This is a genomic window from Marinovum algicola (genome assembly GCF_900109145.1).
Lineage (GTDB): Bacteria > Pseudomonadota > Alphaproteobacteria > Rhodobacterales > Rhodobacteraceae > Marinovum > Marinovum algicola.
The window spans coordinates 47,919-73,264 of record NZ_FNYY01000018.1 but is presented as its reverse complement, the minus strand read 5'-3'; the positions used below and the strand labels follow the sequence as shown (position 1 = coordinate 73,264).

At 64.5% G+C, this 25,346-nt stretch carries 24 protein-coding genes and 1 pseudogene; 12 read left to right on the top strand and 13 right to left on the bottom strand.

From position 1 onward, the window contains the following. Nucleotides 1–34: 34 nt before the first annotated feature. Entirely contained in the window at nt 35–928 is an 894-nt protein-coding gene (locus BMW90_RS19865) for a glycosyltransferase family 2 protein (RefSeq protein WP_074838423.1), read from the bottom strand. Between the two features lie 292 nt (nt 929–1,220). Between BMW90_RS19865 and BMW90_RS19860 the strand changes: the two genes are divergently transcribed. Beyond that, a complete protein-coding gene (locus BMW90_RS19860; RefSeq protein WP_074838419.1) occupies nt 1,221–2,075 on the top strand; it encodes an SDR family oxidoreductase in 855 nt (284 codons plus the stop codon). Between the two features lie 66 nt (nt 2,076–2,141). Here the strand turns inward: BMW90_RS19860 and BMW90_RS19855 are convergent, their stop codons facing one another. Together BMW90_RS19855 and BMW90_RS19850 are read right to left on the bottom strand one after the other, a co-directional pair. Next, nucleotides 2,142–4,274, bottom strand: coding sequence for a GumC family protein (locus tag BMW90_RS19855; protein ID WP_074838417.1), 2,133 nt, complete (start codon nt 4,272–4,274; stop codon nt 2,142–2,144). Between the two features lie 124 nt (nt 4,275–4,398). Beyond that, nucleotides 4,399–5,064, bottom strand: coding sequence for a sugar transferase (locus BMW90_RS19850; protein ID WP_244526560.1), 666 nt, complete (start codon nt 5,062–5,064; stop codon nt 4,399–4,401). A 599-nt stretch (nt 5,065–5,663) separates the two neighbouring features. Between BMW90_RS19850 and BMW90_RS19845 the strand changes: the two genes are divergently transcribed. Further along, complete coding sequence (locus BMW90_RS19845; protein WP_074838414.1) at nt 5,664–6,530, top strand: helix-turn-helix transcriptional regulator; 867 nt, start codon at nt 5,664–5,666, stop codon at nt 6,528–6,530. A 55-nt stretch (nt 6,531–6,585) separates the two neighbouring features. On the opposite strand, the gene BMW90_RS19840 is transcribed toward BMW90_RS19845, so the two are convergent. Continuing rightward, nucleotides 6,586–7,368, bottom strand: coding sequence for a YdcF family protein (locus BMW90_RS19840; protein ID WP_244526559.1), 783 nt, complete (start codon nt 7,366–7,368; stop codon nt 6,586–6,588). Nucleotides 7,369–7,661: 293 nt separating this feature from the next. On the opposite strand from BMW90_RS19840, the gene BMW90_RS19835 reads away from it, so the two are divergent. Next, nucleotides 7,662–7,985, top strand: coding sequence for a hypothetical protein (locus tag BMW90_RS19835; protein WP_074838408.1), 324 nt, complete (start codon nt 7,662–7,664; stop codon nt 7,983–7,985). A 58-nt stretch (nt 7,986–8,043) separates the two neighbouring features. Here the strand turns inward: BMW90_RS19835 and BMW90_RS19830 are convergent, their stop codons facing one another. Continuing rightward, nucleotides 8,044–8,499, bottom strand: coding sequence for a hypothetical protein (locus BMW90_RS19830; RefSeq protein WP_048536023.1), 456 nt, complete (start codon nt 8,497–8,499; stop codon nt 8,044–8,046). A gap of 178 nt (nt 8,500–8,677) precedes the next feature. On the opposite strand from BMW90_RS19830, the gene nusG reads away from it, so the two are divergent. The 3 genes from nusG to BMW90_RS19815 all read left to right on the top strand — a co-directional run bounded on the left by nusG (nt 8,678) and on the right by BMW90_RS19815 (nt 10,003). Beyond that, the gene (gene nusG, locus BMW90_RS19825; RefSeq protein ID WP_139211483.1) at nt 8,678–9,289 is read left to right on the top strand and encodes a transcription termination/antitermination protein NusG; all 612 of its coding nucleotides are present in this window, start codon (nt 8,678–8,680) and stop codon (nt 9,287–9,289) included. 67 nt (nt 9,290–9,356) lie between these two features. Further along, the gene (locus BMW90_RS19820; protein ID WP_074838405.1) at nt 9,357–9,599 is read left to right on the top strand and encodes a type II toxin-antitoxin system Phd/YefM family antitoxin; all 243 of its coding nucleotides are present in this window, start codon (nt 9,357–9,359) and stop codon (nt 9,597–9,599) included. Then, the gene (locus tag BMW90_RS19815) at nt 9,596–10,003 is read left to right on the top strand and encodes a type II toxin-antitoxin system VapC family toxin (protein ID WP_048536026.1); all 408 of its coding nucleotides are present in this window, start codon (nt 9,596–9,598) and stop codon (nt 10,001–10,003) included. The genes BMW90_RS19820 and BMW90_RS19815 overlap by 4 nt, the downstream gene beginning before the upstream one ends. A 33-nt stretch (nt 10,004–10,036) precedes the next feature. Here BMW90_RS19815 and BMW90_RS19810 read toward each other — a convergent pair whose 3' ends face one another. Continuing rightward, on the bottom strand, nt 10,037–11,308 hold the full coding sequence (locus BMW90_RS19810) for a replication initiation protein (protein WP_074838402.1): 1,272 nt from the start codon (nt 11,306–11,308) through the stop codon (nt 10,037–10,039). Between the two features lie 576 nt (nt 11,309–11,884). Between BMW90_RS19810 and BMW90_RS19805 the strand changes: the two genes are divergently transcribed. The 4 genes from BMW90_RS19805 to BMW90_RS19790 all read left to right on the top strand — a co-directional run bounded on the left by BMW90_RS19805 (nt 11,885) and on the right by BMW90_RS19790 (nt 16,099). Further along, nucleotides 11,885–13,303 carry an AAA family ATPase gene (locus BMW90_RS19805; protein WP_048535904.1) on the top strand — a complete coding sequence of 473 codons (1,419 nt, stop codon included), beginning with the start codon at nt 11,885–11,887 and terminating at the stop codon, nt 13,301–13,303. Next, nucleotides 13,281–14,342 carry a ParB/RepB/Spo0J family partition protein gene (locus tag BMW90_RS19800; protein WP_074838399.1) on the top strand — a complete coding sequence of 354 codons (1,062 nt, stop codon included), beginning with the start codon at nt 13,281–13,283 and terminating at the stop codon, nt 14,340–14,342. The genes BMW90_RS19805 and BMW90_RS19800 overlap by 23 nt, the downstream gene beginning before the upstream one ends. Before the next feature lie 144 nt (nt 14,343–14,486). Beyond that, entirely contained in the window at nt 14,487–14,756 is a 270-nt protein-coding gene (locus tag BMW90_RS19795; protein ID WP_048535907.1) for a spike base protein, RCAP_Rcc01079 family, read from the top strand. After that, on the top strand, nt 14,756–16,099 hold the full coding sequence (locus BMW90_RS19790; protein WP_074838397.1) for a hypothetical protein: 1,344 nt from the start codon (nt 14,756–14,758) through the stop codon (nt 16,097–16,099). Before BMW90_RS19795 ends, BMW90_RS19790 begins: the two co-directional genes overlap by 1 nt. 71 nt (nt 16,100–16,170) lie before the next feature. On the opposite strand, the gene BMW90_RS19785 is transcribed toward BMW90_RS19790, so the two are convergent. The 4 genes from BMW90_RS19785 to BMW90_RS19770 are packed head-to-tail and all read right to left on the bottom strand — an operon-like array spanning nt 16,171 to nt 20,297. Next, nucleotides 16,171–17,331 carry an oligosaccharide flippase family protein gene (locus BMW90_RS19785; protein WP_074838395.1) on the bottom strand — a complete coding sequence of 387 codons (1,161 nt, stop codon included), beginning with the start codon at nt 17,329–17,331 and terminating at the stop codon, nt 16,171–16,173. Next, entirely contained in the window at nt 17,328–18,344 is a 1,017-nt protein-coding gene (locus BMW90_RS19780) for an acyltransferase family protein (RefSeq protein WP_074838392.1), read from the bottom strand. The genes BMW90_RS19785 and BMW90_RS19780 overlap by 4 nt, the downstream gene beginning before the upstream one ends. Next, complete coding sequence (locus BMW90_RS19775; protein ID WP_074838390.1) at nt 18,331–19,605, bottom strand: O-antigen polymerase; 1,275 nt, start codon at nt 19,603–19,605, stop codon at nt 18,331–18,333. Before BMW90_RS19775 ends, BMW90_RS19780 begins: the two co-directional genes overlap by 14 nt. After that, the gene (locus BMW90_RS19770; protein ID WP_074838387.1) at nt 19,605–20,297 is read right to left on the bottom strand and encodes a sulfotransferase family 2 domain-containing protein; all 693 of its coding nucleotides are present in this window, start codon (nt 20,295–20,297) and stop codon (nt 19,605–19,607) included. The genes BMW90_RS19775 and BMW90_RS19770 overlap by 1 nt, the downstream gene beginning before the upstream one ends. Nucleotides 20,298–20,376: 79 nt before the next feature. Between BMW90_RS19770 and BMW90_RS19765 the strand changes: the two genes are divergently transcribed. After that, entirely contained in the window at nt 20,377–21,522 is a 1,146-nt protein-coding gene (locus BMW90_RS19765) for a glycosyltransferase (protein WP_074838384.1), read from the top strand. Further along, nucleotides 21,519–22,457: pseudogene (locus BMW90_RS19760) on the top strand (glycosyltransferase family 4 protein); the annotation flags it as partial. The gene BMW90_RS19765 and the pseudogene BMW90_RS19760, both read left to right, overlap by 4 nt. A 46-nt stretch (nt 22,458–22,503) precedes the next feature. Here the strand turns inward: BMW90_RS19760 and BMW90_RS27055 are convergent. The 3 genes from BMW90_RS27055 to BMW90_RS19745 form a co-directional block, all read right to left on the bottom strand. Further along, complete coding sequence (locus BMW90_RS27055; RefSeq protein ID WP_074838379.1) at nt 22,504–23,604, bottom strand: acyltransferase family protein; 1,101 nt, start codon at nt 23,602–23,604, stop codon at nt 22,504–22,506. Further along, on the bottom strand, nt 23,601–24,260 hold the full coding sequence (locus tag BMW90_RS19750) for a sugar transferase (RefSeq protein ID WP_074838376.1): 660 nt from the start codon (nt 24,258–24,260) through the stop codon (nt 23,601–23,603). The genes BMW90_RS27055 and BMW90_RS19750 overlap by 4 nt, the downstream gene beginning before the upstream one ends. Nucleotides 24,261–24,423: 163 nt before the next feature. Continuing rightward, the gene (locus BMW90_RS19745; RefSeq protein WP_074838373.1) at nt 24,424–25,158 is read right to left on the bottom strand and encodes a metallophosphoesterase; all 735 of its coding nucleotides are present in this window, start codon (nt 25,156–25,158) and stop codon (nt 24,424–24,426) included. Nucleotides 25,159–25,346: the final 188 nt, after the last annotated feature.

Below are 25,346 nucleotides of genomic sequence, written 5' to 3'. Positions count from 1 at the left end.
AAGCCCGCGCATGTCCGGCGCGGCGCGCCCCGGATCACGCGACCCGCACGGCCCCGCGCGAAAGCGCCGTCATCAGCCGGCCCCGGGTCGCCGGAGTGGACAGGGCGCGCGAGACCCCGCAGCGGCCGGGGTTGACGATTTCCGCGATCTCGAGGTCGGGCAGATCGATGGGCACCCGTTCGGGCTGTCCTGTCCGGCGTTGGGCGGCCTGCGCGTGGCCAGCATCGACGTGACCGGGGACGGCCGGTTTTGTCAGGGTTTCCGGGCTTTCGATCTTGGTCAGCAGAATTTCGGGGATCACCCGGAGCTCCTCGCCGGCCCGGATCAACCGGTTGCAGAAAGCGCGCGCGCCGTCGATGCCGTCGGAAAAGCCGCCCAGCCGTTCGAAAACGCCGCGATGAAACAGGCCGGCATTCACATGCGTCCAATCGCCCGGCACGCCGGAGACCTGTTGCAGGTCGGGGCCAAAATCCTCCGTCAGCGGCAGCGCCCGCCGGATAGCCACCCGGCAGCCATCCGCCAGGAGCAGCTCGTGATGGGTCAGCACGGCGCCGACCCGGTTCTTGCGCGTCCACTTGCGGATCGGTTGCACGGTGTCCAGCGGATCGCCGAGCAACCGCGCCTGCCGCAAGACCTTTTCGCGGTGCGGGATGTCGTCGCTGTCGTGAAAGGTGACCGCATCGGTGGCAGACATCAGAATGCCGACATTCCTGGCCGCCGCGGCGCCCATGTTGCGCGCCAGGCGGACATAGACCAGACGGTCTTTGTCGAAAAACCGCGACATCGCCTTGCGGGTGCCATCGGTCGACCCGTCGTCGATCACGATGACGACGGTCCGCGGATGGCTTTGCGCGAGGGCGGCGGTAACGGCGGCCACGGCCGGGGCGGCGCGATTGAAGGTCGGAATGACGATGGAAACCGTGGCCAATTTGCCTGGCCCATCGGTGCGCTTTGAGTGCTGCGCAACTTCGGTGCGGGGCCGGCGCCTGATAGCCGGTTCGACGGCTATGTTTCGGGGGACTGGCGGCATGTAGGGCGACCTCGGTGACCGTTGATGACCTGCGGAAGTCCGCACCGGATCTCGTCTCCCGGATGCGCTGCCCCTAAACAGCAGCGCCTGCAAAAGGTTCCCAACCTCCGGTTGCGGCCCGCAAGGGCGCTCGGGAACATCCGGCCACGGCCCTGTGTTACCCCGCAAACCGGCAAAAGGAGCCTTTGCGATGACCCATCCCAATCCCCCCTTCCCGCAACAGAGCCAGCCAATTCCGGGCCGCACCGACCAGATGCAGCCTCGCCCCGACCATGGCGAAGAAAGTTATCGCGGCTCCGGCAAGCTCGACGGCATGGCCGCATTGGTGACCGGCGGCGACAGCGGTATCGGCCGCGCCGTGGCGCTGGCCTACGCCCGCGAAGGGGCGGATCTGTTGATCTCTTACCTCGACGAACATGACGAGGCGCAGGAAACCCAGCGGCTGGTGGAGGAGGCGGGGAAACGTGCCGTGCTGAAACCCGGTGATCTTCAGGAAGCCGACCATTGCCGCAGCTTGGTGCAGGCGGCACATGAAGCCTTTGGCCGACTGGACATCCTTGTCAACAACGCCGCCCACCAGATGCATTTCGACACGTTCGAGGATATTCCCGACACGGAATGGGAGCGGACCTTCCGCACCAATATCCATGCGATGTTCTATCTCTCCAAAGCCGCTGCGCCGCTGATGAAAGACGGTGGAGCGATCATCAACACTGCCTCGATCAATTCCGACAAGCCCAATCCGGGGTTGCTGGCCTACGCCACGACCAAGGGGGCGATCCAGAATTTCACCGTCGGTCTGGCGCAAATGCTCGCGCCGCGCGGAATCCGGGTGAACTGTGTCGCGCCGGGCCCGGTCTGGACGCCACTGATCCCGGCCACCTTGCCGGAGGAATCGGTGCAGCATTTTGGCGAGAATTATCCGATCGGCCGCCCGGCGCAGCCGGCCGAGCTGGCCACCGCCTTTGTGATGCTGGCCGATCCGCTGTCGAGCTACACGGCCGGCGCCACAGTTGCCGTGGTCGGCGGTCAGGCGATGATGTAACCGGCGGGGCCTGAACCATGTGCCGGCGCGCTCCCTTCGGGGCGCGACCGGATACCCGCACCCGCGTCAGCTGGCGTCGTAGTAGCCTTTGCCATACGACGAATAGGCGCCGTATTTTCCGCCATAGCCGTAGCGCTTCATCCCTCTGGGATCGATCTGCGCCATCACCAGGCCATGGACCCGAATGCCGACGGATTCGAATTGGCGCAGGGCTTCGGTGACCTGGGTCTTACTCGTGCGGTCCCAGGCCACGGAGAAGATGATCGCATCCACAAACTGGCCGATCACCCGCGCATCCGGCACCACAAGCACGGGCGGGGTGTCGATGACGATGTAGTCGTAGCTGCGCCGCAGTTCCTGAAGGAATTCCTGAAACCGATCGGACGAGAACAGATCCGCCGCGTTCACGCTCGCCTTTTCCCCGCGCAGCACGTCGACATCCATTCCCGGCGCGCGCACCACCAGTTCCGAAACCGGCCGCTTGCCGGTCAGAGCGGTCACCAGCCCGCCGGGGCTGTCGCCGAAATCGAAGTATTCCGCGAAGGTCCGCCGGCGGATGTCGCCTTCGATAAGCAGCACTTTCTTGCCAAGGCCCGCGAGGTTGTGGGACAGCGAGATCGACTGGGTCGTCTTGCCTTCGCCGGGGATGGCCGAGGTCGACATGATGATCTGTGGCGCTTGATCGATGTCGGACAACAGGACCGAGGTTCGCAGATTGCGGATCGCCTCGGCGGCGGCAGAGGTCGGCTTGTCATTGAGATAGGTGACCAAATTGCCGCGCCGGCGCAGCGGCATTTTGGGAATCTGGCCAAAGACCGCATGGCCCGTGGCGGCTTCGAGATCCTCGGGCGTGCGGAAGCCGCTGTGCATCATCTGCCGGGCCAGAACCAGGCCGGCGCCGAGCATCGCCCCCAGGATCAGACACAGCGCGAGAATGCGGGTTTTGCGGGGCTCGACATATACGCCAGGGGTGGCCTTGGACAGGACACGACTGTCGGCCTGCTGGAGCCCACGCTGGACGGTGGTTTCCTTGAGCCGGGTGAGGAAGGTCTCATACAGCGTGCGGGTGGCTTCCGTCTCACGCTCGAGCTGTTGCAGCTTTACCAGGTCGGCGGATTGCTGTTCGATCTGCTCCTGAAGCCGGGCATATGAGGCCTCCAGCGCGGCGACCTGCTGCTCTGCCCGTTCCAGCGCGTTTTCCTCGCGGGTGATCAGCAGGGCAAAACGTTCGTCGAACAGCTCACGCGTCGCGCTGTCGTTGCCGGCGCGGACCACCAGGCGGTCGAGGGTCGGGTCATTGACGGCCGCCGCCATGGTCGCGGGATCGCCCTCCTGCTGCAAGGACCGCAGGTTTTCGACCCGGGCGCCGACCAGGGCCAGAGTCGTGCGCGAATCCGCCAGCCTGTCGCGCACGTCCTTGGCCTGCTGATTGAGCGCCAGAAGCGCCTCGGCATTCACGAGATCGGTTTCCGCCCGAAGTTCCTTGATCGCGTTTTCACGCTCTTTCAGCTCGGCCTCGAGTTCGATCACCCGTTCTGACAGCCAGGTGACAGCGTTTTCGGTCGCCTGGAACTTGATGTCGATCTGATCCTGGATGTAGAGCCGGGCCAAGGTGTTGGCGATAAGTGCCGACTTCATCGCGTCCGTTGTCTTGGCGCCGATCTGGAAGATGTAGGTGTTCCGCTGGTTTGAGGCCGAGATCGCGTCACGCACCGTTGCCACCGTGCGATTCATCTCTTTTTCTTCCGGCGACAGGCCGACGCCCGCCTCTTCTTCCTCGGCTGCCGGCGTAACTGCCGTGCGGATAATTGCCTTCAACTTGCCGATCGAAAACTCTGGCTCAGGACGCAAGGCCCCGTTGAATTCGGGATCCGCCGTCAGATTGAGCTCCGTCACCAGCTTCTCGAGCAGACCGCTTGACCGGATAACCTCCAGTTCGGTGTTGATCGCACTGGTTTCCGTTGAAACCCCCGAAACGACGCTTTCAAGATCGACGACGTTTTCGCTGCGCAATTCAAGCGCGAGCGTTGTCGAAGCCTGGTATTTCGGAATTGCGACCCGGAAAACATAATATCCGCCGATCAGCATCAGCAGCGCTGCGCATCCGGCAATAACCCATTTGCCGCGCCAGAGCGTACCGATTACGGCCATCAGATCGATTTCGTCGTCACTGTCCTGCGCGGCAGGCCGCGGCTGCATCGGCGTAAACCGGTTTCCCGGCCGGAGGCCGCTTTGGGACTTCTCTAACATACGCACGCCGCTGTCCGATTGATTGTTATTCTGGTCTTCTCACATTCGCAGGACGGCGGCAACGCCTAAGGGGTCACGCACCATGGCGACCGAGAACCGTCAGCACGGTACGCCAGAAGATCCAGGTTTCGAGCCGGAAACCGGCGTTTTCGATATAATAGAGGTCGGCGCGGACCTTGGCCGCGGTCGCGTCGAGACCGGCGGCATAGCCCAGCTGGGTCTGTGCCAGGCCGCTGATGCCCGGGCGCACGCGGTGACGGGCACGGTATCCGGGAATCACCCGCAGGTAGTAGCGGGCGTGATGAAAATAATCGGGGCGCGGGCCAATCAGGCTCATGTCCCCGCGTAGGACGTTGAGAACCTGCGGCAGCTCGTCAAGCCGCGACTTGCGCAGGAACTGGCCCAGCGTGGTGATCCGGTGAGTCTCGAGCGGATCGTTCGCGCCCCGGGCGATGTTGGCCGCCGGCAGCATCGAACGGAATTTCATCGCCGGAAATGCACGGCAGTCACGGCCCATGCGCGGCTGAATATATAGTAGCGGACCACGATTGAAGAACGGATTCAGGACAACCAGACAGAGCGCTGTAAGGCAAAGCATCGGTAGAAGAAGAATGCTGAAAGCAATGTCGAAACTGCGTTTGAAAGTCTGAAATATGATACGGACATCAGGTTGAGAAAAGGCCGCATCAGTGGCTTCCTGCCGCGCAAAGGCGGTGGATGTCGCTTCAAAATCGAGCACTGAAACCCCCGTTTTGTAAAATGATTCCCTTAATATACGATTAACGATCTATCAGTACCATTTGGACGTGCCTAGACCCAGGCAGTGGTTATTTTTGAAACTTTGCGGTGCATTTCACGTGACGCACTCCGATTAACAACTTGATAATTAATGATTTTTACATACATCAATGCACTCGCAGAAAGCCGAAAGCCCATTCCAAAAATAACGCTGGTGCACGCTTGGCGTGCATGAAGGGCCAAAAATTTAGCATCAAGGGAAATCGTGGGCTGTGTCAGGTGGCGGCACCCGCCCGGACCCAGGCGGCGATTTGTCGGCCATGACTGCACCCAAAATCTCTTTTCAGTTTTTTGCCAGTCACTTATACGGAGCTACGCGAGTTCGCACACGCCAAGTGATCCAGATCACAGAATTTTGTCGTACCACGTGGATACTACGTCACCGCAAGCGCGCGGGCCGGCCATCGGCCGCGCGGCGGCAACCGTGTTTTCTGCCAGTTCAGCGAAAACCCGCATATTCGGATCGGATCGATTATTGAAACCCGGCGTATTCGCGCTAGTTTATCGCTTTGGCCTGCCAATTGACCATCGGATCCATTTATGAAACGCGACCAAACGGCGCTGTCCAGACGATATGAAATCCGGCACGAATCGCTCTCGCCGATTGAAACCTATGCGCCGCAATTGCTTCAGGAATTCCTTCGCGACCTCAATCACGCGGAGGATCGGGCTACTGTCTGGGGCTTGCTGGAGCAATTATGCGCTGATGTGGGACAGAGTTACATCCTTTATGGGTTTGCCTACATGCACGGCCAACAGCGGGCAGCCTATCACAGCCAGTCCAACCTTCCAAAGGGTTGGAAGGAGTGGGTCGGCAGCCGGCCAAACCTCGCCGAAATCGACTATGGGCGGCATCATTCACTGGAAAAACTGACTGCCTTTGCCATCGGCGCCGAGTTCATCGAGCTGTATCGGCGCGACGGTTTGCTCACCCCCGAATACGAAGAGATCATCCTCAAGGCGAGCGAGATCGGCTTGCATTCGGGCCTGTTCATACCGCTGCGGTCGTCGCGGCGCGATGAGCGCGGCGGCTTTACCATCGGCGGCGAGATGGCAGAGCCCGAATTTCGCAGGTTCCTGGATGAGCACGGCTGGACGATTTCCATGGCAGCAGTGCAAACCCATAACATTTACCTCGGAATGCTCCAGCGCGAAGAGGCGGAGCGCTTTGACCTGACGCAGCGGCAGCTCGAGTTTCTCAAACTCTCGGCCAATGGGTATGAGGTCAAGGAAATCGCGTTCAACTGGGGGGTCTCGGTGCAATATGTCACCCGTGTCCGCCGCGAACTGTGCGACAGGTTCGGGGTGACGTCCAAAATGGCGGTCATGGCCAAAGCGGTGCGACTTGACTTGTTGACCGAGCAGGACCTCGAAATCAGCCACGCCATTTCGACCTCATGGTCGTGACGGGCGAGGCGCAGGTGTTTCTTGCGATTTGGCGAAGCCAGACCGGCGCCTCCGCCTATCGCCCGGCTATCCTGTAGGCCAGCAGGCCAACCGTCTCTTTCATGGCGGTATTAAGCTGATCAAGGTTCTCGGCCAGATTCCATCCAAGACCGTCGCGCAATCTCTCGGAGCGGAAATCGACCGGCCAAGGGACAAGCCCAGGCCAGCCGGCGCGTTTGAAGCTGCGCATGGCGCGGGGCATATGGAAGGCAGAGGTGACGAGGATCCACCGCTCCCCTGCTTCCGGCGCGATCAGCGCGTGAGTCAGAGAGGCATTTTCGGCGGTGTTGCGTGACCGGGTTTCGAGGGTCAGCCGATCGCGGGACAACCCCAGCGAAAGCAGGAGGTCTTCGGCGATCCCGGCCTGCGTTCCGCCATATGTGCCCAGATTACGCAGTGCACCGCTACCGCCGGTGAAAACCACGCGCGCCTCGGGAAACCGCCGGGCCAAGGCCATCGCCTCGGTGAAGCGGTCGCCCGAGTCGCTGATCTGGGCCCCACCCCAGCGCCGGGCAGCGTTGGTGTCTTCGCCGCCGCCGAGCAGGATGATGCCGGTCGGTTCGGCGACCTGTGGCGCGGCGGGATAGCGTGCCTCGAACCGGGCGAGAAGGAAGTCGCCGAATGGTACGATCCCAACCGCCAGGACAAAGACCACCGTGATCAGCGCCAGCCAACGGCCCCGCCCGGCCCAGACTGCAACACAGGTCAGCGTCACCAAGGTGGCGAGCCAGACGTCGGGCCGAATCAACAGGCCGGCCAGCTTGGCGGCGAGAAAGAATGCCGTATCGCTCACGTCCACAACCCTGCCAATCATAAGGACACGACCCACATGCGACGCCCCGGGCCGAGACGCAAGCCAGCCTGCCTTGCAGCGGCGCTGTGGTTGCGGAATTGTTGCTTTTTGGGCCGGAATGGCGGTTTGCCACCTGTCGCGGAAAAATGCATCGGGATGCGGGGCAATGCATTAATTCTTTGCAAATTCAGAGACGCAAGGGTTTAATTTTGGACATCCATCGGTATAGTCATGGAATTGTGTCCCCCCATGCCGTAGAGCAGTAAACACAACGGCAAAGTTTATTGGAGCTTTTCGCTATGAAAATAATTCTCGCCAGCACGGTGCTCGCCCTTGCGGCCACCGTCTCAAACGCCCAAACCACCGCGCTTGACCTCGCCTTGGCCCAGACGCCTGTGCCCTGCGAAGGCAATATCGCCAGCGCGCGTTTCGAAACCGACGATTCCGGTCAGACGCTTCTGCGCGTGCTCTGCCAGCCGACCGGTCTGTTCGGTGACGCCCAGGCCGGCGCTCCGGCGACCAACGTCGGTTTCCTTGGGCCAGTCATTGGTATCGGTGTTGTGGGCGCGGCACTCGGCCTTTCGGGTGGCGGCGGTGGTTCGTCGACCTCAGACACCCAGTAATCGAACATCCCTCTTTTCCGGCGCGCCCTGATCGGCGCGCCACCGGGTGGGATCACGCTCAGCAGCTGGCATAGCCCATCTGGATCAGTTGGCGCCCGGAGATGCGATAGAACCCGTTGATTCTGTAGCGCGCCTTGGTCATGAACCATTGTTGCAATTCCGGCTTGAAGTGACTGGCAACGACGTTGCTCCAGCGTTCGAAATCTTGTGACACCAGGCGACGCCCAAATGACGACGGCCCGTGAAAGCCGAAGCGCGCATTCGGCGAAATGCAAACATTTCCCGCACCGAGATACATGGTGCAGGCCGACATGCAGGTGCCGCGGATCTCGACCCGTTGGCCGCTGGCACGAATCTCGCTTATCTTGTTGGCACGACGCTGGATCAATCCGCCATGATCGTTGCGCACGACAATTGTCTGTTGCGCATCGGCGGTGTCAGGCGCCATCACGCCGGTTCCAAGCAGACACAATGCGGCAATCAGGCTGCGCCGCGCAGCATTCAAAAGAGTCATTTCCCGTACCCCTACGGTTTTTGGCGACCACACCGGCCGCGGTTCCCACGAGGGGCAGAATCGGGATCAAAACTTTCCCAATGCTTGACGCGAAACTCGGTAACGGACTGATAACGTTAATCATTAAAAGCCGAGGTACTTCGGGATTCACGCCCACGGGCGTACAGGACAAGGCGCTTTGGACGGGTCGCATCGACCTTTCGGGCAAAACGCATTAATCAAATGGGTAGAGAAAATGGCCTTCGGTGAAGATTTGACGGACAAGACCACCGGCGCTTCGGGCTCTGACGCGGCCCCGCGTGCTGACAATTGGTTTGTCGCGCAGCTGAAACCCAACGGTCTGGCGCTTGCGCTGCGCAATCTTGGGCGGCAGCGCTTTGCGACCTTTGTGCCCGAGCGCTTCGAAGCCCTTCGAGGCGCGACGGTACGGCGGCCGCTGTTTCCGGGCTATATGTTCGTTCGCTTCGATCCCGTGCAGCACGGATGGCAGGCGATCAACTCGACCCGGGGCGTGACGCGGCTCTTGCTAAACGACCCGCGCCGCCCCAGCCCCCTGCCCGCGCAATTCATGGCCGGTCTCATTGCACGCTGCGATGACAAGGGGCTGGTTCTGCCGCCCGAGGATTTTGCCGCGGGCGATCGAATTCGCGTGATTTCCGGGCCTTTCGCCGATCTGGTGACAAAGGTCGACGCGCTGGACAAGGAGGACCGGTTGCGCGTGCTGATCGAATTGATGGGTCAGAAGGTAAAAACCTCGATCCCGCGGGTGAACGTGGAAAAGCTGGCCTGAAGCTTCCTCCTTGCAAGACCGCCTGTGCAACACTATCTAGACAGGTAGCTAGACAGGAGACTGTGTCATGTTGACCCTTCAAGATGCCAAGAACCGGTTCAGTGCCGTGGTAGAAGCCGCCCTTGCCGGCCGACCGCAGGAAGTTTCGCGCCGGGGCAAGCCGGCGGTCGTTGTCATCGCGTCGGAGGAATATCACCGGCTCGTCAAGGCGGCCCGAGCGGAACGCGAGAGCTTTGCCGACCACCTGATGGCCTTTCCGGGCGGCGATCAGGAGCGGGCGCAGGCGGCACCGCGCGACGTGACCTTTTGATCCATATTCTCGACACCAATGTGATTTCCGCCGTGCGGCGCCCCGACCGGGCGCCAAAGGTCGCTGCATGGTTGTCTCAGGCGCCGGAGAGCGAGTTATATCTCAGCGTGATCACACTCGGCGAAATCGAGCGCGGGATTCGCCTGCAAGAGCCGAAAAACCGCGAATTTGCCCATGACCTCCGGCATTGGCTGGATCGCACGGTTCAGGTCTTTGCCGACCGAATTCTTGAATTCGATTCCCAGGACGCGCTGATCTGGGGCGAATTGTCGGCGCGGCTGGGCCATCCCGGTGCCGATCTGATGATCGCGGCACAGGCGATTGCGCGAGATGCGGCCGTTGTGACGGGCAATGGCTCGGATTTCTTTCCAAGCGGTGCGCGGGTCATTGACCCCTTCGTCTGACGCCGGTCACTCGACTTCGCGACGCCTTGCACCCTAAGCCACATCGTCGAAGGCACCCGGCGCAAGTTCCTCCCAGAATTCCACCATTTCGCCGACCGACAGCGCGGAGCCCCAGCCGAGGCGCTGAAACTCTGCCCGCTCGAGATCATCGGAGAGGCGCGCGAGAAAAAGCCGCTTGTCGGCGTCGCGCTGTGTGGGGCTGCGGGCGGCGACCAGTTCGCGGATCCGCGCCATGCGCCCTGCCCGCTTGCGGCGGGCGGCTTCCAGCTCGGCATCGCGAGCCGCAGCCTGCTGTTCGGCAAAGCTCGCCTGCACCTTGCGCGTTTCGGCCGCCTTGACGGCCTCGGGTGAGGGCTCGGGCGCGACCTCGGCCTTGTAGTCGTCGCGCAGGGCGGCGGTGAGGTAGCGGACCGGGCTCTTCACACCGTCGCGCCCCTGAAGATAGGCCAGTTTCTCCGCCACGTAGGTTTCGCCGTGTTCGGCGATCCACTGCCGGGCGAGCCGGTCCGAGACCCCGACCTTGAGCAGCCCCTGATAAACCGGCCCCTGGCGGACGCCTTCGCCATCATCGATGTCCAGCATGGCCAACTGCGGATTTTCACGAATCCTGAACCGCAACTCGCTGACCTGGCGACCCATCTTGCGAAACTCCGGGTCGAGCAGGATGTTCGAGGTCTTGTTGACTTCCTTCACCGCGGGTTTGATGACCTTGGCGTTGAGATGCTTGAAACTCTCGTAATAGGCGCTGCCATCCACGCCCATCAGCCGCCGGAACAGATCGATCGGCCACCAGCCGGTGGAGCCGGTGCGGACGAAACGATAGCAGTTCTCGTAGAGCGCCAGCGCGTGGCCGGAGGTGAAGCGCCGCTGAATGTTCAGATTGATCAGCGCAAAGACCTTGGGATCATGCAGCTTCTCGGCCAGGGCGGGCGAATAGGCATATTCGCAGATGCCGCCCTTGAGCTTGGCATAAGACAGAAGCGCCGAGACGCCCCATTCGTGCTGGCCATCTGCGCCGAGCATATCCCATTCGGCAGTGGTTTCCGCCAGCGAACGCAGAGACGCCTTGAGCGTTTCCATGTCGTTGGAATTGTAGCCCACCATCATGCAGAGCGTGCGGGCGTCGATCTGATGCTTGGGCCGGCTGACCAGGTGATCATAGGCGTTGAGCAGAAGAACGTTGGACAGCTTGCGTTGCAGCAGTGTCAGCTTGCCGGAAACATGGATGGCGGCCACGTTCTTTTTCACTGAGGGGCGGCGCAGCGGGCCGCTCAGCTGATCGTGCGGAATATCGTCGGTCTGCATGGCCTGTCCTTCTGGTCCGGCGGCCGTGCTGGCTCTTCCGGTCTGCTCGGATGTAGTATGCCGCAAAAGGCACCCGCGCTCAATTGCTCGTTGGGCACCGTATCGCGGCAGGGGCTGGTCCCGTAAACGGGTGCCTGACGCGCGAAACGAAGAGGCTTGAAAGGGCTTGAGGGACCCGTTTACGGGATCGAACGCCGACATTCGGGCAACAGAGGCGGGATTTTTGCCGTTTCCCGAGTCCGGGTGCCGCTTTCCCCGCGAATCGGATCCCCTCTTCCCGCCGGCGGGTACTCCCGGTCCCGCAGATGGGTGCCTATGGACCTGTGGGCGGGTCCCCAAACCTATTTAACATATTAAAAAGGCTGATCTTTTTGCGGGAAAAGATCTTAAATATTCCTAAAGAATCAAAACCTTGTTGGGGTGCTGCGTTCTTTCCTTTTTAGGGTTTGCAGCAGGTTTCGCGTGCGAAACCCCAGCAAGGTGCGCCTCGCATTGGCGATTCACAGATGGATCGGGATGTGCGATGATCTGGCGAATAACAGGCAAATCATACGATCCGAGCGAGGCAAGAGCACAATGGTCCGCAAACAGGACACCCCCCTGCCCCCCTATTTCAACCTCGATCCCAAGGCGGCGGCGGCCAAGTTGGGCGAACCTATCGACACCGCCCGATTCGCGAAAGCCGCGGCCTTTGCGGGGCGCGGGCGTGATGACCTGGCGAAACGGGGTTATGCGCCCGACGGGCGAAAACGGTTGCGGAAATTCTCGACCTGGGAAATTTGCCGCTACCTGATCCCGGTTGCGCCAGCGCATCTGCGGCGGGTGCTGAACAAGCACCCGGACCTGCCGCAGGGCGAAGGCCACGCCGGGGCGAAATGGTTCAGCCTCGAAGAGGTGTTGCGGCTTCGCGACCACTTTGCCGAAGAAGGGGTGAGCACCAAGGAGTATCGCCCCTATCGTCCCGAGGGGCTGCCGGCCAAGGTGGTGGCGGTGGCCAACTTCAAGGGCGGCGTCGGCAAGACCTCGACGGCGGCGCATCTGGCGATGTCGGCGGCGCTCGACGGCTACAAAGTGCTGGTGATCGATCTGGATTCACAAGGCTCGATGACCTCGATCCTCGGCGGGCAGGTGGCGGATGAGTGGCAAACCGTGTTTCCGCTTCTGGCGCGCGATTACGCGCGGCATCTGCAACAGGAAAACAGCGTGCGCGAAGCGGCGGGTGCCCCCCCTGCCCCGCTCGACGAGACGCTCACCGAGGCGCTGGACTTGTCGTTGCAGGACGTGGTTCAGAACACCCATTGGCCCAACATCGATCTGATCGGTGCGCAGCTCAATCTCTACTGGGCCGAGTTCCAGATCCCGGTGTGGCGCATGGGGCTGAAATCCTGGCCGCTCTGGGATGCGCTGACCGCGGGGCTCGAGGAAGGCGGTGCGCTCGACGAATATGACATCGTGCTTCTCGATACCCCGCCGGCGCTGGGCTATCTGACGATCAATGCGCTGGCCGCGGCGGATATCCTGCTGGTGCCGCTGGGGGCGTCTTTCCTGGAGTTCGATTCCACGGGGCGATTCTTTGACATGCTCTATTCGACCTTCGCCAGCATCGAAGAGGGCGAGAATGGCGCCCGGCGTCGTGCCGGCCTGCCCGAGATGAAGTTCGAATGGGATGTGGTGCGGGCGGTGATCACCCGCTTCGACGCGGCGCAGCAGACCGATTTGGCGAATGTGATCCAGGCCTATTTCGGCGACATGATGAACGCCTATCGGCAGGAATATACCGCGCTGGTGGGTCAGGCTGGCGAAAGTGTCAGCGGAATCTACGAAGCGGATTACCGCAATTTCAACCGCGAGACTTATACGCGGGGGCGCGAAGCGTTCGATCGGACCTATGCGGAGTTCAAGGAGCTCCTGATCGGGTCGTGGTGGCGTGACGCGCAGATGGCAGAGGCAGACAGGACCAAGGAGGCAGAGCATGGCACGGCGCAGACAGCTTGAACCGCCCTCGCCCGAGGCATTGAAAGAACTCGAAGAAGGGTTTGCGCGGGAAAACCGCAGCGGCCTCAGGATGCCGATCGCGGATGTGGTGGGCGAAGCGGCGGCAATGGCCCAGCCCCTGCCCGCCGAGGCGCGCGCCGAACAGGCCCGTGACAAGGCCGATGCGGCCCGGCTGCGCGCGGCTGAAGAGGACGGGCGGCTGGTAACCATGGTACCGGTGGCCGAGGTGCATGTCGCCGGCGTCTCGCGCGACCGGATCGAAGTGGCGCAGGACGAGTTGATGGAGCTGGCCACCTCGATTGTCGAGAGCGGCCTGCGGCTGCCGATCGAGGTCTATCCCAACGACGATGGCTATGCGCTGATCTCGGGGTTTCGGCGTCTCGAGGCGTTTCGCCACCTGGCTGCATCCGAGGGGGGATATACCGAGATCCCGGCCTTTGTGCGGGCGCCGGAGAACGTCGCCGATGTCTATGTCGCGATGATCGAAGAGAACGAGATCCGCGTCGGTCTCAGCCAGTACGAACGGGGTCGCGCGGCGGCCATGGCGGTGTCTGACGGGGTGTTTGCGACGCTGGATGAGGCGGTGAATGCGCTGTTTCGCGCGGCATCCAAGGCGAAACGGTCGAAAATTCGTTCCTTTGCCATGATTCACGAAGAGCTGGCCGACATGTTGGGCCATGCCACCGCAATGAACGAGCGGCAGTGCCTGCGGTTGGCAACGGCGCTTCGGGCCGGTCTCGGGCCTGAGATCAGGGACGCGCTGGAACAGGCCAAACCCGAGGCTGCCGAAGATGAATGGCAGGTGTTGCAGGGCTTTATCAACAAGGCGGAGCAGGCTGAGCGCGCGCCGGGGCGTGGTGGCCGGCCCCGGACGAAACAGGCTGTGACACGCCAGCGTCGTGAGCTTCCCAACGGGATTGCCATCGAGCGCGAGGACGGCGCCAAGGGTGTTGCCATCCGTCTGCATGGGCCGGTGAGCGGTGACATGGTCGATGACTGCATGGCGGAAATCGAGCGGGTGCTGAGCGGCCCGCGATAACGCACCTGATCCGGCATGTCGGGCAAGGGGGTTTCGCTGCGAAACCCCCTTTTTCATGCGCAACGGGCTGCGGGCGCTCTGTTCTGCCGCGGGTAACGAGGCTTGCGGATGCTCCGGGCGGTATTCAGACCGAGGAGTTCCCTGATGCCGATCAACGACCCCTTTGCCAGCCATGCACAAAGCCTGAATGGCCCGGTTACCGGCGGGTTCGACGTGACCCCCGATGACACGACCGACCTTGCCACCCTGCCCCGTGCGCTCATGGTGAGCACGGTCGGCGATGTCGCGGTGCGCTTTCCCGATGGCAGCGACGTGACCCTGCCGGGCTTGAGCCCGGGTGTGATCTATCCGCTGCGGGCCGCACGCGTCCTGGCGACCGGCACCACCGCCACGGGCCTCAAGGGGCTGGTCTGATGCTGGGGGTCGGGCTAGACCTGCGGCCACAGTTTTCCGCCGAGGTGCCTGTCCCTTTGCCGGCGGGCCTCGGCTGGAACAGCGAGGCCCATCCGGTTCGGATCACCCGTGGCATCGGCGGGTTTCGCAGCGAAACCGTCCCGCGCGATCTCGTCGATCCGGCCATCTGGTCGGGCGCGGCCTTTCATGTCGACGCCGCCAGCGGCGACGACGCAAACTCCGGGCTCGGTGCCGCCGACGGTGATTTTGCCAATGCCAAGCGCACGATCTGGGCGGCATTCGTGGCGGGCAATTCCACGGAGGCGCCGTATCGTGTGATCGTCAAACCGGGGCTGTATGCGGAAAGCGATTTTACCCGCAACGGAAATGACGAGCCGTCGCAGCCGGTGGCGGTGATCGGCTGGGGCGGCGAGGTGCGATATCGCACCGGACCCTGGCAGGTGAGCTGGATGGATCAGGGCGGCACCTTCAGCACGATCAAAAGCGCGGTCAGCCGGGTGTTTCGGACCGATGTATTGACCGCGCGCGGGCACTACACCGAACTGGCCGAGGTTGCCGATGTGGCGGCTTGCACCGCCACGCCCGACAGCTGGTGCGACGATGGCGGCACCGTGCATGTCAACATCGGCGGCGCGCCGGGGCCGGGCGACATCGCCTTGATGCGAAGCTTCCACGGGGCGCGCTTCCTGAGCCATGCGGCGGATCTTTACCTCGAGAATGTCCATTGCGAGGGCGGCATTTCCGGCGCGCTGCATTGCGATGCGATGGCCAGCCGAAACGTGGTGGCGGTGAAATCTTCGTTTCGATATTCCGCGCCGCCCACGCCTTCTGCGGCCCAGGATGCCGCGCGGCTGCGGCGGACCAGCGGGCTCCTGGCGTTTTTCGACTGTGATGCCAGTGCCGGGGCCAAGGACGGCTGGAATTTTCACGAAGACGGCGTCGCCGGAATGCATGTGCTGATGGAGCGCTGCACCGGCTTTGACAATGGCGCGCTTGGCGCGACATCCTGCAATGCGCTGACCAGTCACGACGCCGTCAGGATGATTGTTCTGGGGGGCGGCTTTGGCCATTCGCGCAACGGAACCGAGGTCCATTGCATCCAGCAGACGACCAGCTTTCTGGCCGGGTGCCGGGCGGTGGCCCGCGATGTAGATGGCACTTCGGTGGCCTACAAATGTTCGTTCGAAGGCGTGATGTGGCTGTATGAGGCGGTGGGCGACGCCGCTGGCGCCGCCAGCAACCTCGCGATCGAGGCGAATTCGGGCACCGTCTTTACCCGCGGGTTTCAGGCCGTGGCGGGCGGGGTGTCGGCGGCGAGCGGCGGTTCGGTTTCGCCATTTTGAAAGCGGCCCGGGACACGCAGGGCCCCGGGGTTTCGCATGCGAAACCGGGAAAAGTGGGTCATAGGTTCTGACTAACTTCGGTGGGCCAGCGTCGCGTTGGCTGTGCGGGCCTGACGCAGAAAGACCAGCGCCGCGACGGTTTGGCCAAGCGGCAGGGCCCAGAGCGCCTGGGGGTGAGTCAGCACCGGCAGCAGCAGCGTAAGCGAAAGACCGAAGTTGACGGCCGCGAGGCGCAGCGGCAGGCCGCTCTGACCCAGCGCGACCAGCGCTTGGATCAGGGGCATCAGCACGGCCGAAAGCGCGCCGGTCAGCAAGAGCGGCGGCAGCAGCGGCAAGGCGGCCTGCGCTTTCTCCGGCCCGAGGAGCGGCAGAACGGCGGGCGCGAGCGCCGCGGTTGCCGGGTAGACCACCGCGACAATCAGCGCCACGCGCCAGACGCTCTGGCGCAGTTTCGCTGCGAAACCTGCCGTGCCAACCATCGCTTTGAAGCGGGGCAGGGCGAGATAACGCAGCGGGGCGAGGGCCAGTGTATCGACCAGCTCGACCAGCCGCGCCGCGATCTGGAAAGCGCCGGCAGCGGGCAGCCCGAGCGCGAGGCCGATCAGAAATTGCACGGTCGGAAAGGTCGCCGCGTTCAAGAGCGGCCGCAGGGTAAGCCGCGCCAGCTCGGGAATAAGCGGGAGGGCAGGGCCGCGTGCGGTCAGGCGCGGCGGCGCAAGCACGAGGCTGAAGGCGGCATTCAGCCCGGCATTGGCGAGGGCAAAGCCAGTCAGGCTCCAGGCGCCCCATCCTTGCATCAGGCCAAAGAGCGTGAGCCCGGCCGCGAGGCCCTGAGCTGCCAGCGTGCGCAGCGCCAGGGCATGCAGGCGCAGGGCGCGGCGCAGCGCGCCTTCCGAAGGTGCCGCGAGCGCGTTGAGAAGCGGCAAGGCGGTAAGCGCCAGGAGATGCGGCCGGCTGTCGGCGGGCAGAACGGCAGTCGCGGCAAGACAGAGCAGGGCGGCGGCAAGGCCTGTGGCAAGCGACAGCAGGAAGATCGGCCGGTCGGGCGCCTCGGCGGTGATGCGAAGTTCGCAAACTCCGGCCTTGTGCAACGTCTGAAGCAGCTTTGGCAGGGCGAAGGCCGTAGCGAAGGCCCCGATCTCGGCCAGCGGCAAAAGGCGCGCGGCCAAGAGAAAGATCGCGGCCGAGAGGCCCAGCCGCGACCATTGCAACAGAATGGCCCATCCCGTCATGCGGCCAGCCGGGTGGGGCGCGGGCCGAGCCTTGCCGTCAACGGGCGTTCGACATGGAGATGCACCGCGCGCGCGGCCCAAAGGCAGAGGCCGACAAGCAGGACACAGAAGACCAGCGCCGCCAACGGATGCGCCGGCATCACTGGCACAAGAACCAGTGTTCCCAGACGCAGGGGAAATCGATGGGAGAGGTAAAGCGCATAGGAGGCGTTGCCGATCGATTGCAGCGGCAAGTGGCGATCGGGTGCCAATAGCGTGCCGGCCGCGACAATCACCGTGGCGGGCAGGCCGGCGGCCAGGACGCGGGGCAGGGCGGTCTGGTGCAGCACCACCAGCAACGCGAGGCCGGTCACCAGAGCCAACCCCGCCAGTGGCGCCGAGGGCCGGACAAACCCGCATTGCCAGAGGCGGGCGAGGGCGATGCCGAAGGTGAATTCAAGGATCAGCGGATTGGCATAGAAAACCGTCGCCGTTGTCTGCGGTAGCGCCGGGCCGAGCAGGCAAAGCGCCGCCAGTCCGGCGCAGCAGGCCAGCAACGGGCGGGGCAGGGCCAGGCAAAGAGCGAGCAGCGCGTAGAAAAAGACCTCGTAATTCAGCGTCCAGCCGAGCGAGAGCACCGGGGCAATGCGGCCGTCAGCCCGCTCATAGGGCAGAAAGAGGTAAGAGCTGGCGATTTGCGCCGGATCGAGGCTGGTGGATTTCAGCGAGCCGGGCGCGGCGAGCAGCAGGGCCACCATAAGCGTGGTGAACAGCGCATAAAGCGGCACGACACGGCGCAGTCTGCGCCAGAGAAAGGCGCCGGGGCGGGCGGCAAAGCGGGCCGCGGAAAGCGTGATGATGAACCCCGATATGATGAAGAAGATATCAACACCACGGGTCCAGGGCAGTGCCGCGCCGGGCAGGTCGAGCGCAAAGTAATGCGCCGCTTCGGCGCGCACATGTCCGATCAGCACAAGAAGCGCCGCCAGCGCGCGCAGCGATTGCAGTCCCTCGAGGTGCTCAGGCGGCGTCACGGGCCATCTCTCGTCGCGGAAGGAACAGCGGGATGATCTCGGCCCGGGTGCGCACGGCCGGTCGCGCCAGGCGCAGGATCACAGCAACAACGATGAGCGAGGCCAAGAGATTCTGGTGCAGGAGATAGGGCCCGTGCGAGGAAAACAGCAGCGCCGCGCCGAACTGGGCATAGGCGATGGTGGCCAGGAAACTGCTTTGCGCACGGTGAAAGAGCAGCCGGAGCCCAAAGCTCAGCCCGACGAGCACGATGGCCCCTCCGAAGGGGCCAAAATCTACGTAAGGCGCTGTAAATATTGGAAAAGCACCGCCTCCCCTGACCGCGTCGATGGCGGGGGCCAGCGGCAGAATCGCGTGATCGACGAGACCGTCGGTAAAGGTGAGCACCGCCAGCCCGTGAAAAGTTTCGGCCCCCCAGGTGCGCGGCACATCCGAGGAGATCGGCGCAAAGCCGTTCCAAAGATCGTTCACCGTGTAGAAGGCGAGCTTTTGCAGCCCGACCGGCACGGCCTGGGTAGCGACGGCCGGGTTGATCAGCGTCTCGCGCAGCACCCAGACGGTCAGGAACAGCGCTGCGCCGGTCATCAGCCAGGGCAGGGCAAAGACACGCCGGCGGATCAGGCAGGCGGCGAGATAGGCCGAGAGGGTGAATTGCAGCAGCAACAGGCGCTGGCTCATCACGATGGGCAAGAGCGTCAGGGCGACGAGGTTCATCAGCAGGGTCGCGCGGCACAGGGCGTGGGCCCGCCTCGAAAGTCGGCCCCGCCCGGCCACAAGGATCGCGGCGGCCAGGCATCCGGTGGCGGGCAGCGCGGCGTAGAACAGGCGCATACCGGTGAACAGCTTGTTCTGCAAAAGGAACTCGCGGGCGGTGATGGCCTCCGCCGTGGTCAGGATCACCAGCGCCCGCAATCCGCCAAGCTGCCGCGCGGTAAGTCCGATCCAGAGCAGGGTGACCGCCAGAAGCACGAGATTTGCCAGAAAGGTCAGCCACGCGGCGCGCGACAGGTCTGGCACGCTGCGGGTCGCGACGCGGCGGGGCAGGGCGGTACAGGCCGCCAGGTGGCCGACGACCCAGGCCGAGAGCGCGGTGACATGCCAGAGCGCGCCAAGGCCGGTAAAGGCCGCCGGATCGAGATCATGCCGCGCCATGAAGACCGGCACCAGATCGAAGGCCTCGGGCGCGGCCAGCGCGAGGCAGGCAACCGCGACCGTCAGCCCCCAGCAGACCAGCAACAGCACCAGCGGCGACAACGCAGGCATCAGGCCGCCTGCGGCAGGGCGCGGGCGGCGTCGTAAATCGCCCGGTCAGCGGCGGTCAGCGCCTCGATCCGGCGGCGCAGTTCCCCGGTCAGCTCTTTCGGCACCGGAGCGCGGTTGCGGTGCAGCACAGGCAGCGGCAGGCCGGTCAACTGGCGCAGCCCGCGGGCAAATCCTGACGGGTCCGCCAGGTCGCCGATCAGCGCGAACCGGGCCAGGTTCTGATGCGCGCGCCGCAGCGCCGCCGGCAGGTTGCGGCAGCTTGGCCCCGTCTCACGAGCGAAATAGAACAGGTATTGCGATGCGATGTGGCGCGCCTCTTCGGTCTCGACAAAGGCGGCGAGCGTGGCGGCACGGGCCGGGTCCGGGTGGCGCCGCTGAAGGTAGTGATAATGCGAGACGAACCGGGCCACCGGATCGCGCAACAAAGTGACATACTGATAGCCCGAACTGGCGTGCAGTCGCGGATCATAGCGCACATGCCCGGCGATGCAGCGCACCCGGCGTTGCAGCAGGCATTGAAGCACGATGTCGCGGTGGTCGTAGTCCGAGAGGATATGCGCCATGCCGTCGAGCCGCGGATCGCCGAGGCCGAGCGGGATCGTCGATTGCGACAGTACATAGCGCAGCCGCAGCGCGGCGCCAAAGCTCGACCCGCCGCATTTCGGTACGTGAATATAGACAAGGCCGCGCATCAGATCACCTCGCGTTTGCGTTTTGTTAAGGAAAACACGCCCAAGGTTAATGCGGGTTTAACGCCGCAAGGAGGGCGCGATGCGCATCGTCCATGTCGTGACCCGGTTGCTTCGCGCCGGGTCGGAAGAGAACACGCTTGCCTGTTGTCGCTGGCAGGCCGAGGCCGGTCACGAGGTGGTGCTGGTGCATGGCGCCGAGGCCGACGCCGCGCTGGCCGCGGCCGCCGGCGTTCGCTGTATCGCCCTGCCCGAAATGGTGCATCCGATCCGGCCCTACGCCGATGCGCGGGCGCTGGCGGCATTGCGACGGCTGTATCTGCGGTTGGCCCCGGATGTGGTGCACAGCCATCAGAGCAAGGCCGGCGTTCTCGGACGTCTGGCCGCCGATGTGGTGCCCGAAGCACGGGTCATTCATGGCCTGCACCTCTTGCCCTGGGCGCATGTGAGCGCGGCGCGGCGACGGGTCTACCTGGCGGCAGAGCGGGCCGTGGCGGGGCGCACCGACGCTTTCATCGGGGTCAGCCGGGCGCTGTGCGAGGCCTATGCGGCGGCCGGGATCGCTCCGCGCGGGCGGCTGCATTGTGTGCGCTCGGGCATGGATCTGGCGCGGTTTCGCGAGGCCCGGCCGCCGCCCGACTGGCGCAGCCTCCTGCACCTGCCGCCCGGTGCGCCACGCCCGCCGGTGGCGGTGATGCTGGCCGCTCTGGAACCGCGCAAACGCCATGTGGCCTTCCTGAGGGCCTTTGCGGCCTTACGGCGCCTGATGCCGGAAATGCGGGTGATCCTGGCCGGCGCCGGGCCCGAGGAGGCGCGCATTCGCCGCACAATGGCGCAACTTGGCCTTGGCGACCGGGTGACGCTCTGCGGCCATCGCGCCGATCCCGAGGCACTGCTGGCGCTGGCCGACATCTCGCTTCTGGCCTCCGAGCGCGAGGGATTGCCACGGGTGGCGGTGCAATCCCTCGCGGCGGGGGTGCCGGTTCTGATCAACGACCTGCCGGGCATCGACGAGGTGCTGTGCGATGGCGTCAACGGCCGCATCCTGCCGGCGCGCGACCCGGCGGCATTGGTGCGCGAAATGCTCGACCTGTCGCGCAGCCCAGCGCGGTTGGCGAAGCTGCGGCAGGGCGCGGCGACGAGCGACCTTGGCGCCTGGGCGCAGGCGCGGCTGGGGCCGGACACCACGGCGCTGTATGGCGCTTCGCGGGCCGGTGTGGCGGCATGAGGCTGGCGATCAACGCCCGGTTTCTGAGCCAGGCGACGTCGGGCGTGCAGCGCTTCGGTCGCCAAATCGTGGCCGCCCTGGATCAGCGCCTGACGACGGATCCGGCGCTGCGCGCGCGTCTCGGCCCGGTGGTGGCCTATGCGCCCGAGGGGGCAGAGCATCCCGGCTGGCAGGCGGTCGAGCTGCACCGGCTGCCCGGCGGGCGGGGCCATGCCTGGGAGCAGACCGCGCTGCGACGCGCGGCGCGCGGCCGGGTGCTGTTTTCGCCGGGCAATTCCGGGCCACTTTTGCACCGGCGTCAGGTGTTGGTGCTGCATGATGCCAACCTCTGGGAAATCCCCGAAGCCTATGATTGGCGGTATCGTGCCCTGCATCGCACGCTGCGGCCGCCACTGGCGCGCCGGTCCGCCGCGCTGGTGACCGTGAGCCGCCATTCCGCCCGGCAATTGAGCGCGCTGCTGGGGGTGGATGCGGCGCGGTTCTCACGGGTGCCAAATGCCGCCGACCATGTGCGGCACGTGACCCCGGAGCCGGAGATTCTGGGCCGCCTCGGGCTCGGCCGCCAAGGTTATCTGCTCTGCGTCGGCAACCGCTCGCCCAACAAGAACATTGCCCCGCTTGTCGCCGCCCATGGGCTGGCTGGCGACCTGCCGCCGCTGGTGGTGGTGGGCGGCGCGGCGCCGGGGCTGGCCGAGGCACGGCCGGGCGCGGTAATCGCCCCGGGGCGGGTGTCTGACGGTGCCTTGCGGGCGCTTTACGAAGGGGCGGCTGGCTTTGTGTTTCCTTCGCGTCACGAAGGGTTTGGCATTCCGCCGCTCGAGGCGATGGAGCTGGGATGCCCGGTTTTGGCAGCCCGCGCCGGCGCCTTGCCGGAGGTGCTGGGTCCGGCGGCGCTCTGGTGCGATCCGGCGTCGCTGCCCGACATGGCGCAGGGGCTTCGGACGCTGGCCGGGCTGGGCGCGTCTGAGCGTGCGGCGCTGATCAAGGCGGGGCAGGCGCAGGCGGCGGGCTATCGCTGGGCGCGGAGCCTTGATCTTCTCTTGCCGGTGCTGTTCCGTGCAGGAGCAGGCGGCGTGCCGGCGCTTCGACCCAGCGATGCAGGCGGTCTGCGGCGCACAGGCTGAGCGCGAGAAGCAACGGCAATGCCCAGCCGGGTGCGGCCCGGTCGGCGCTTTCGGTGAACTGCTCGATCAGCTTGAAGCCGGGGATCTGCACCAGCGCATGGACCATATAGAGGCAATAGGAGATGCGGCCCAGATAAAGCAGGGCGCGCGGCGGGCCGGGCCGCCACAGCAGGAGTCCGGCCAGCAGCAGCGGCAGACCGGCCAGAAACAGCGCGTCGGCTTGGCTGGCAATTGCCGCCGCTTGCAGGGCAACCGCAGCCGCACAAAGCGCCCGCCCCAAGCGTGGCGCGTGACGGCCCCCGAACAGATAGGCCAGGCCCATACCCACCAGGAACTCGGGCAGGATGCGCAGGCCGCCGAAATCGTTCTCGAGCCGGGTGAAGGCCAGGCCCGGCGCCGGCAGTGCCGCCTCGATCGCGGTGATCCAGAGCAGCGCCACGGCAAGGCTGGACGCCAGCGCGCGGCCGGGCGGCAGGCGCAGCATCCATGCCGCCAGCAGTGGAAACAGCAGGTAGGCAAAGGCCTCGGCGGCGATGGACCAGGAGGGATAGTTCAGCCCGCCGGTTTCGGTGATCCCCCAGGCGTGCAGCAATACGAGATGCAGCAGCGCCATCTCGCCGATGTCATAGGACAGCGGCCGGGCAGGTACAAACGCTGGCCCAATTGCCAGGATCAGCGCCGCCAGCCCGAGGGTGACGAGATGCACCGGGTAAAGCCGGGCGAAGCGGCGCCAGAGAAACCGGCCGGGGCCGAAGTCGCCGCCACGGATCAGCGGCGCATAGACCAGCATCATCACCGCCCCCGACAGGCAGAAAAACAGATCGACCGCGAGATAGCCCCGGGCTACCAGCAGCGGCACCGGCGCGGCGGTTTGTGGCCAGAAATGAAAGAGCACCACCCAGAGCGCCGCAAGCCCGCGCAACGCGGTCCAGGCGGCAATCTCCGGCGGGCGGCTCATCGCCCGGTCGGGGCGAGGACAAGACCGGCAGTGCGGCAGAGCAGCAGCAGATCAAGCGGCAGGCTCTGTTCCGCCCGGTAACGCCGGTCGAGTGCGACACGCTTGCGATAACAGCCGTCGGGGCGGCCTTCGACCTGCCAGAGCCCGGTGATGCCGGGCTTCTGCGCCAGGTAGGTCTGTGGCTCGCCGTCGTAGAAGGCAAGCTCGCCGGCGGTGATCGGGCGCGGTCCGACAAAGGACATCTCGCCGCGCAACACATTCCAGATCTGTGGCAGCTCGTCGAGCGAGAGCCGGCGCAGGTGGCGGCCAAGCGTGGTGATGCGGGGATCCTGGTGCAGCTTGAACGCCAGCGCCCATTCGACGGCGGCCAGCGGATCGCGAGCGAGGGTTTCGGCCAGAACCCGCTCGGCGTCGGGCACCATGGTGCGGATCTTCCAGCAGCGAAAGCTCTGGCCATCGAGACCGATCCGGGTATGGCCGAAAAACCCCGGCCCGCCGTTGCTGCGAACCAACAGCCAGAGCAGGGCGATCAGCGGAACGATTGCCGGCAAAAGCAGCAGCACGATCGCCAGATCGAGCGCGCGTTTGCCAAAGCTCGCGTAAAAGGTTCGTCCCGGACGAGTGGACAGGGGCAGATCGGTGGAAACTTCCGTCATGCGGGGCCTCAAAGGTCGGTCCCACCCAGCCTTTGGTTAACCGCGATTAACCCTGAATGCGGTTAACAGGCCGTAAACGGAAATTGATTAAAATCAGATGGATAGATTAACCACTCGGTAACCTTTCGGCACCGTTTCACGTCGGGTTCAGAGCCCGCTGGCGTCAGGTGCTTTCAAAGCTCACTTCACCGGGGATCACCCGGGCCACGGTGAGCCGGCCGGTGGCATAGGCGCCGGTGTCGACGGCGATGCGGCCCTGATCGGCGCTGGGGGCATCGACGATCGTGTGGCCGTGCAACACCCATTGCCCGTCGCGGCGCGGCGTGGTCAGGAAATCGGGGTGGCCCCAGGTGAGGGTGCGATGCGCCTGTTGGTCGAGCGGTTTCGCCGGGTCGGCGCCGGCATGTACGACGGTGACGTTGCCGGTTTCGTGCATCAGCGGCAGCAGTCGCATCCAGTCGATCAACTCGGAGCCCATGGCGCGGCGCAGGGCATCGGCGGCGATCTTGAGATCGATGCCCGCCGTTGTCTGGGTCACGCCGGTGACACCAAAGCTTGCCAGCGTCTGCAAGCCGCCGTTGCGAATCCAGCGCGGGCCCTTGTCCTGCGGCGCGTCGAGAAAGGCGAGCAGCATGTCCTCGTGGTTGCCGCGCAAACAGGTGATGTCGGGGCTGGCCTGCAAGCGGCGCAGCACGCCGGCGCCATCGTCGCCCCGGTCGATGTAATCACCGACACAGATCAGCGGCAGGTCATCCGGCAGGCCGCGCAGCACCCGGTCGAGCAGATCCAGCCGCCCATGGATGTCGCCCATGGCATAGAATCCCGATTCGGGAGCGATTGGATCGAAGGCGGCCGGTTTCGGCGTGCGAAAGGCCGACAGCAGGGTCTTTAGTTTCATTTTTAAATCAGTCGCAGTCTCACCCGGCCTCTTATGCGCTGTTTCGGTCAGGAATGGAATCGCGGTCACGCGGAATTGTTAGCTGCAATCCGGGGCTTGCGCTGTGGCCAGTGTCAAAATCGCCACATGATCTGGGGATTACGGCAAAACTTGGGCCAAGGCGGATGTAGCCGACCAATGGCGCATGT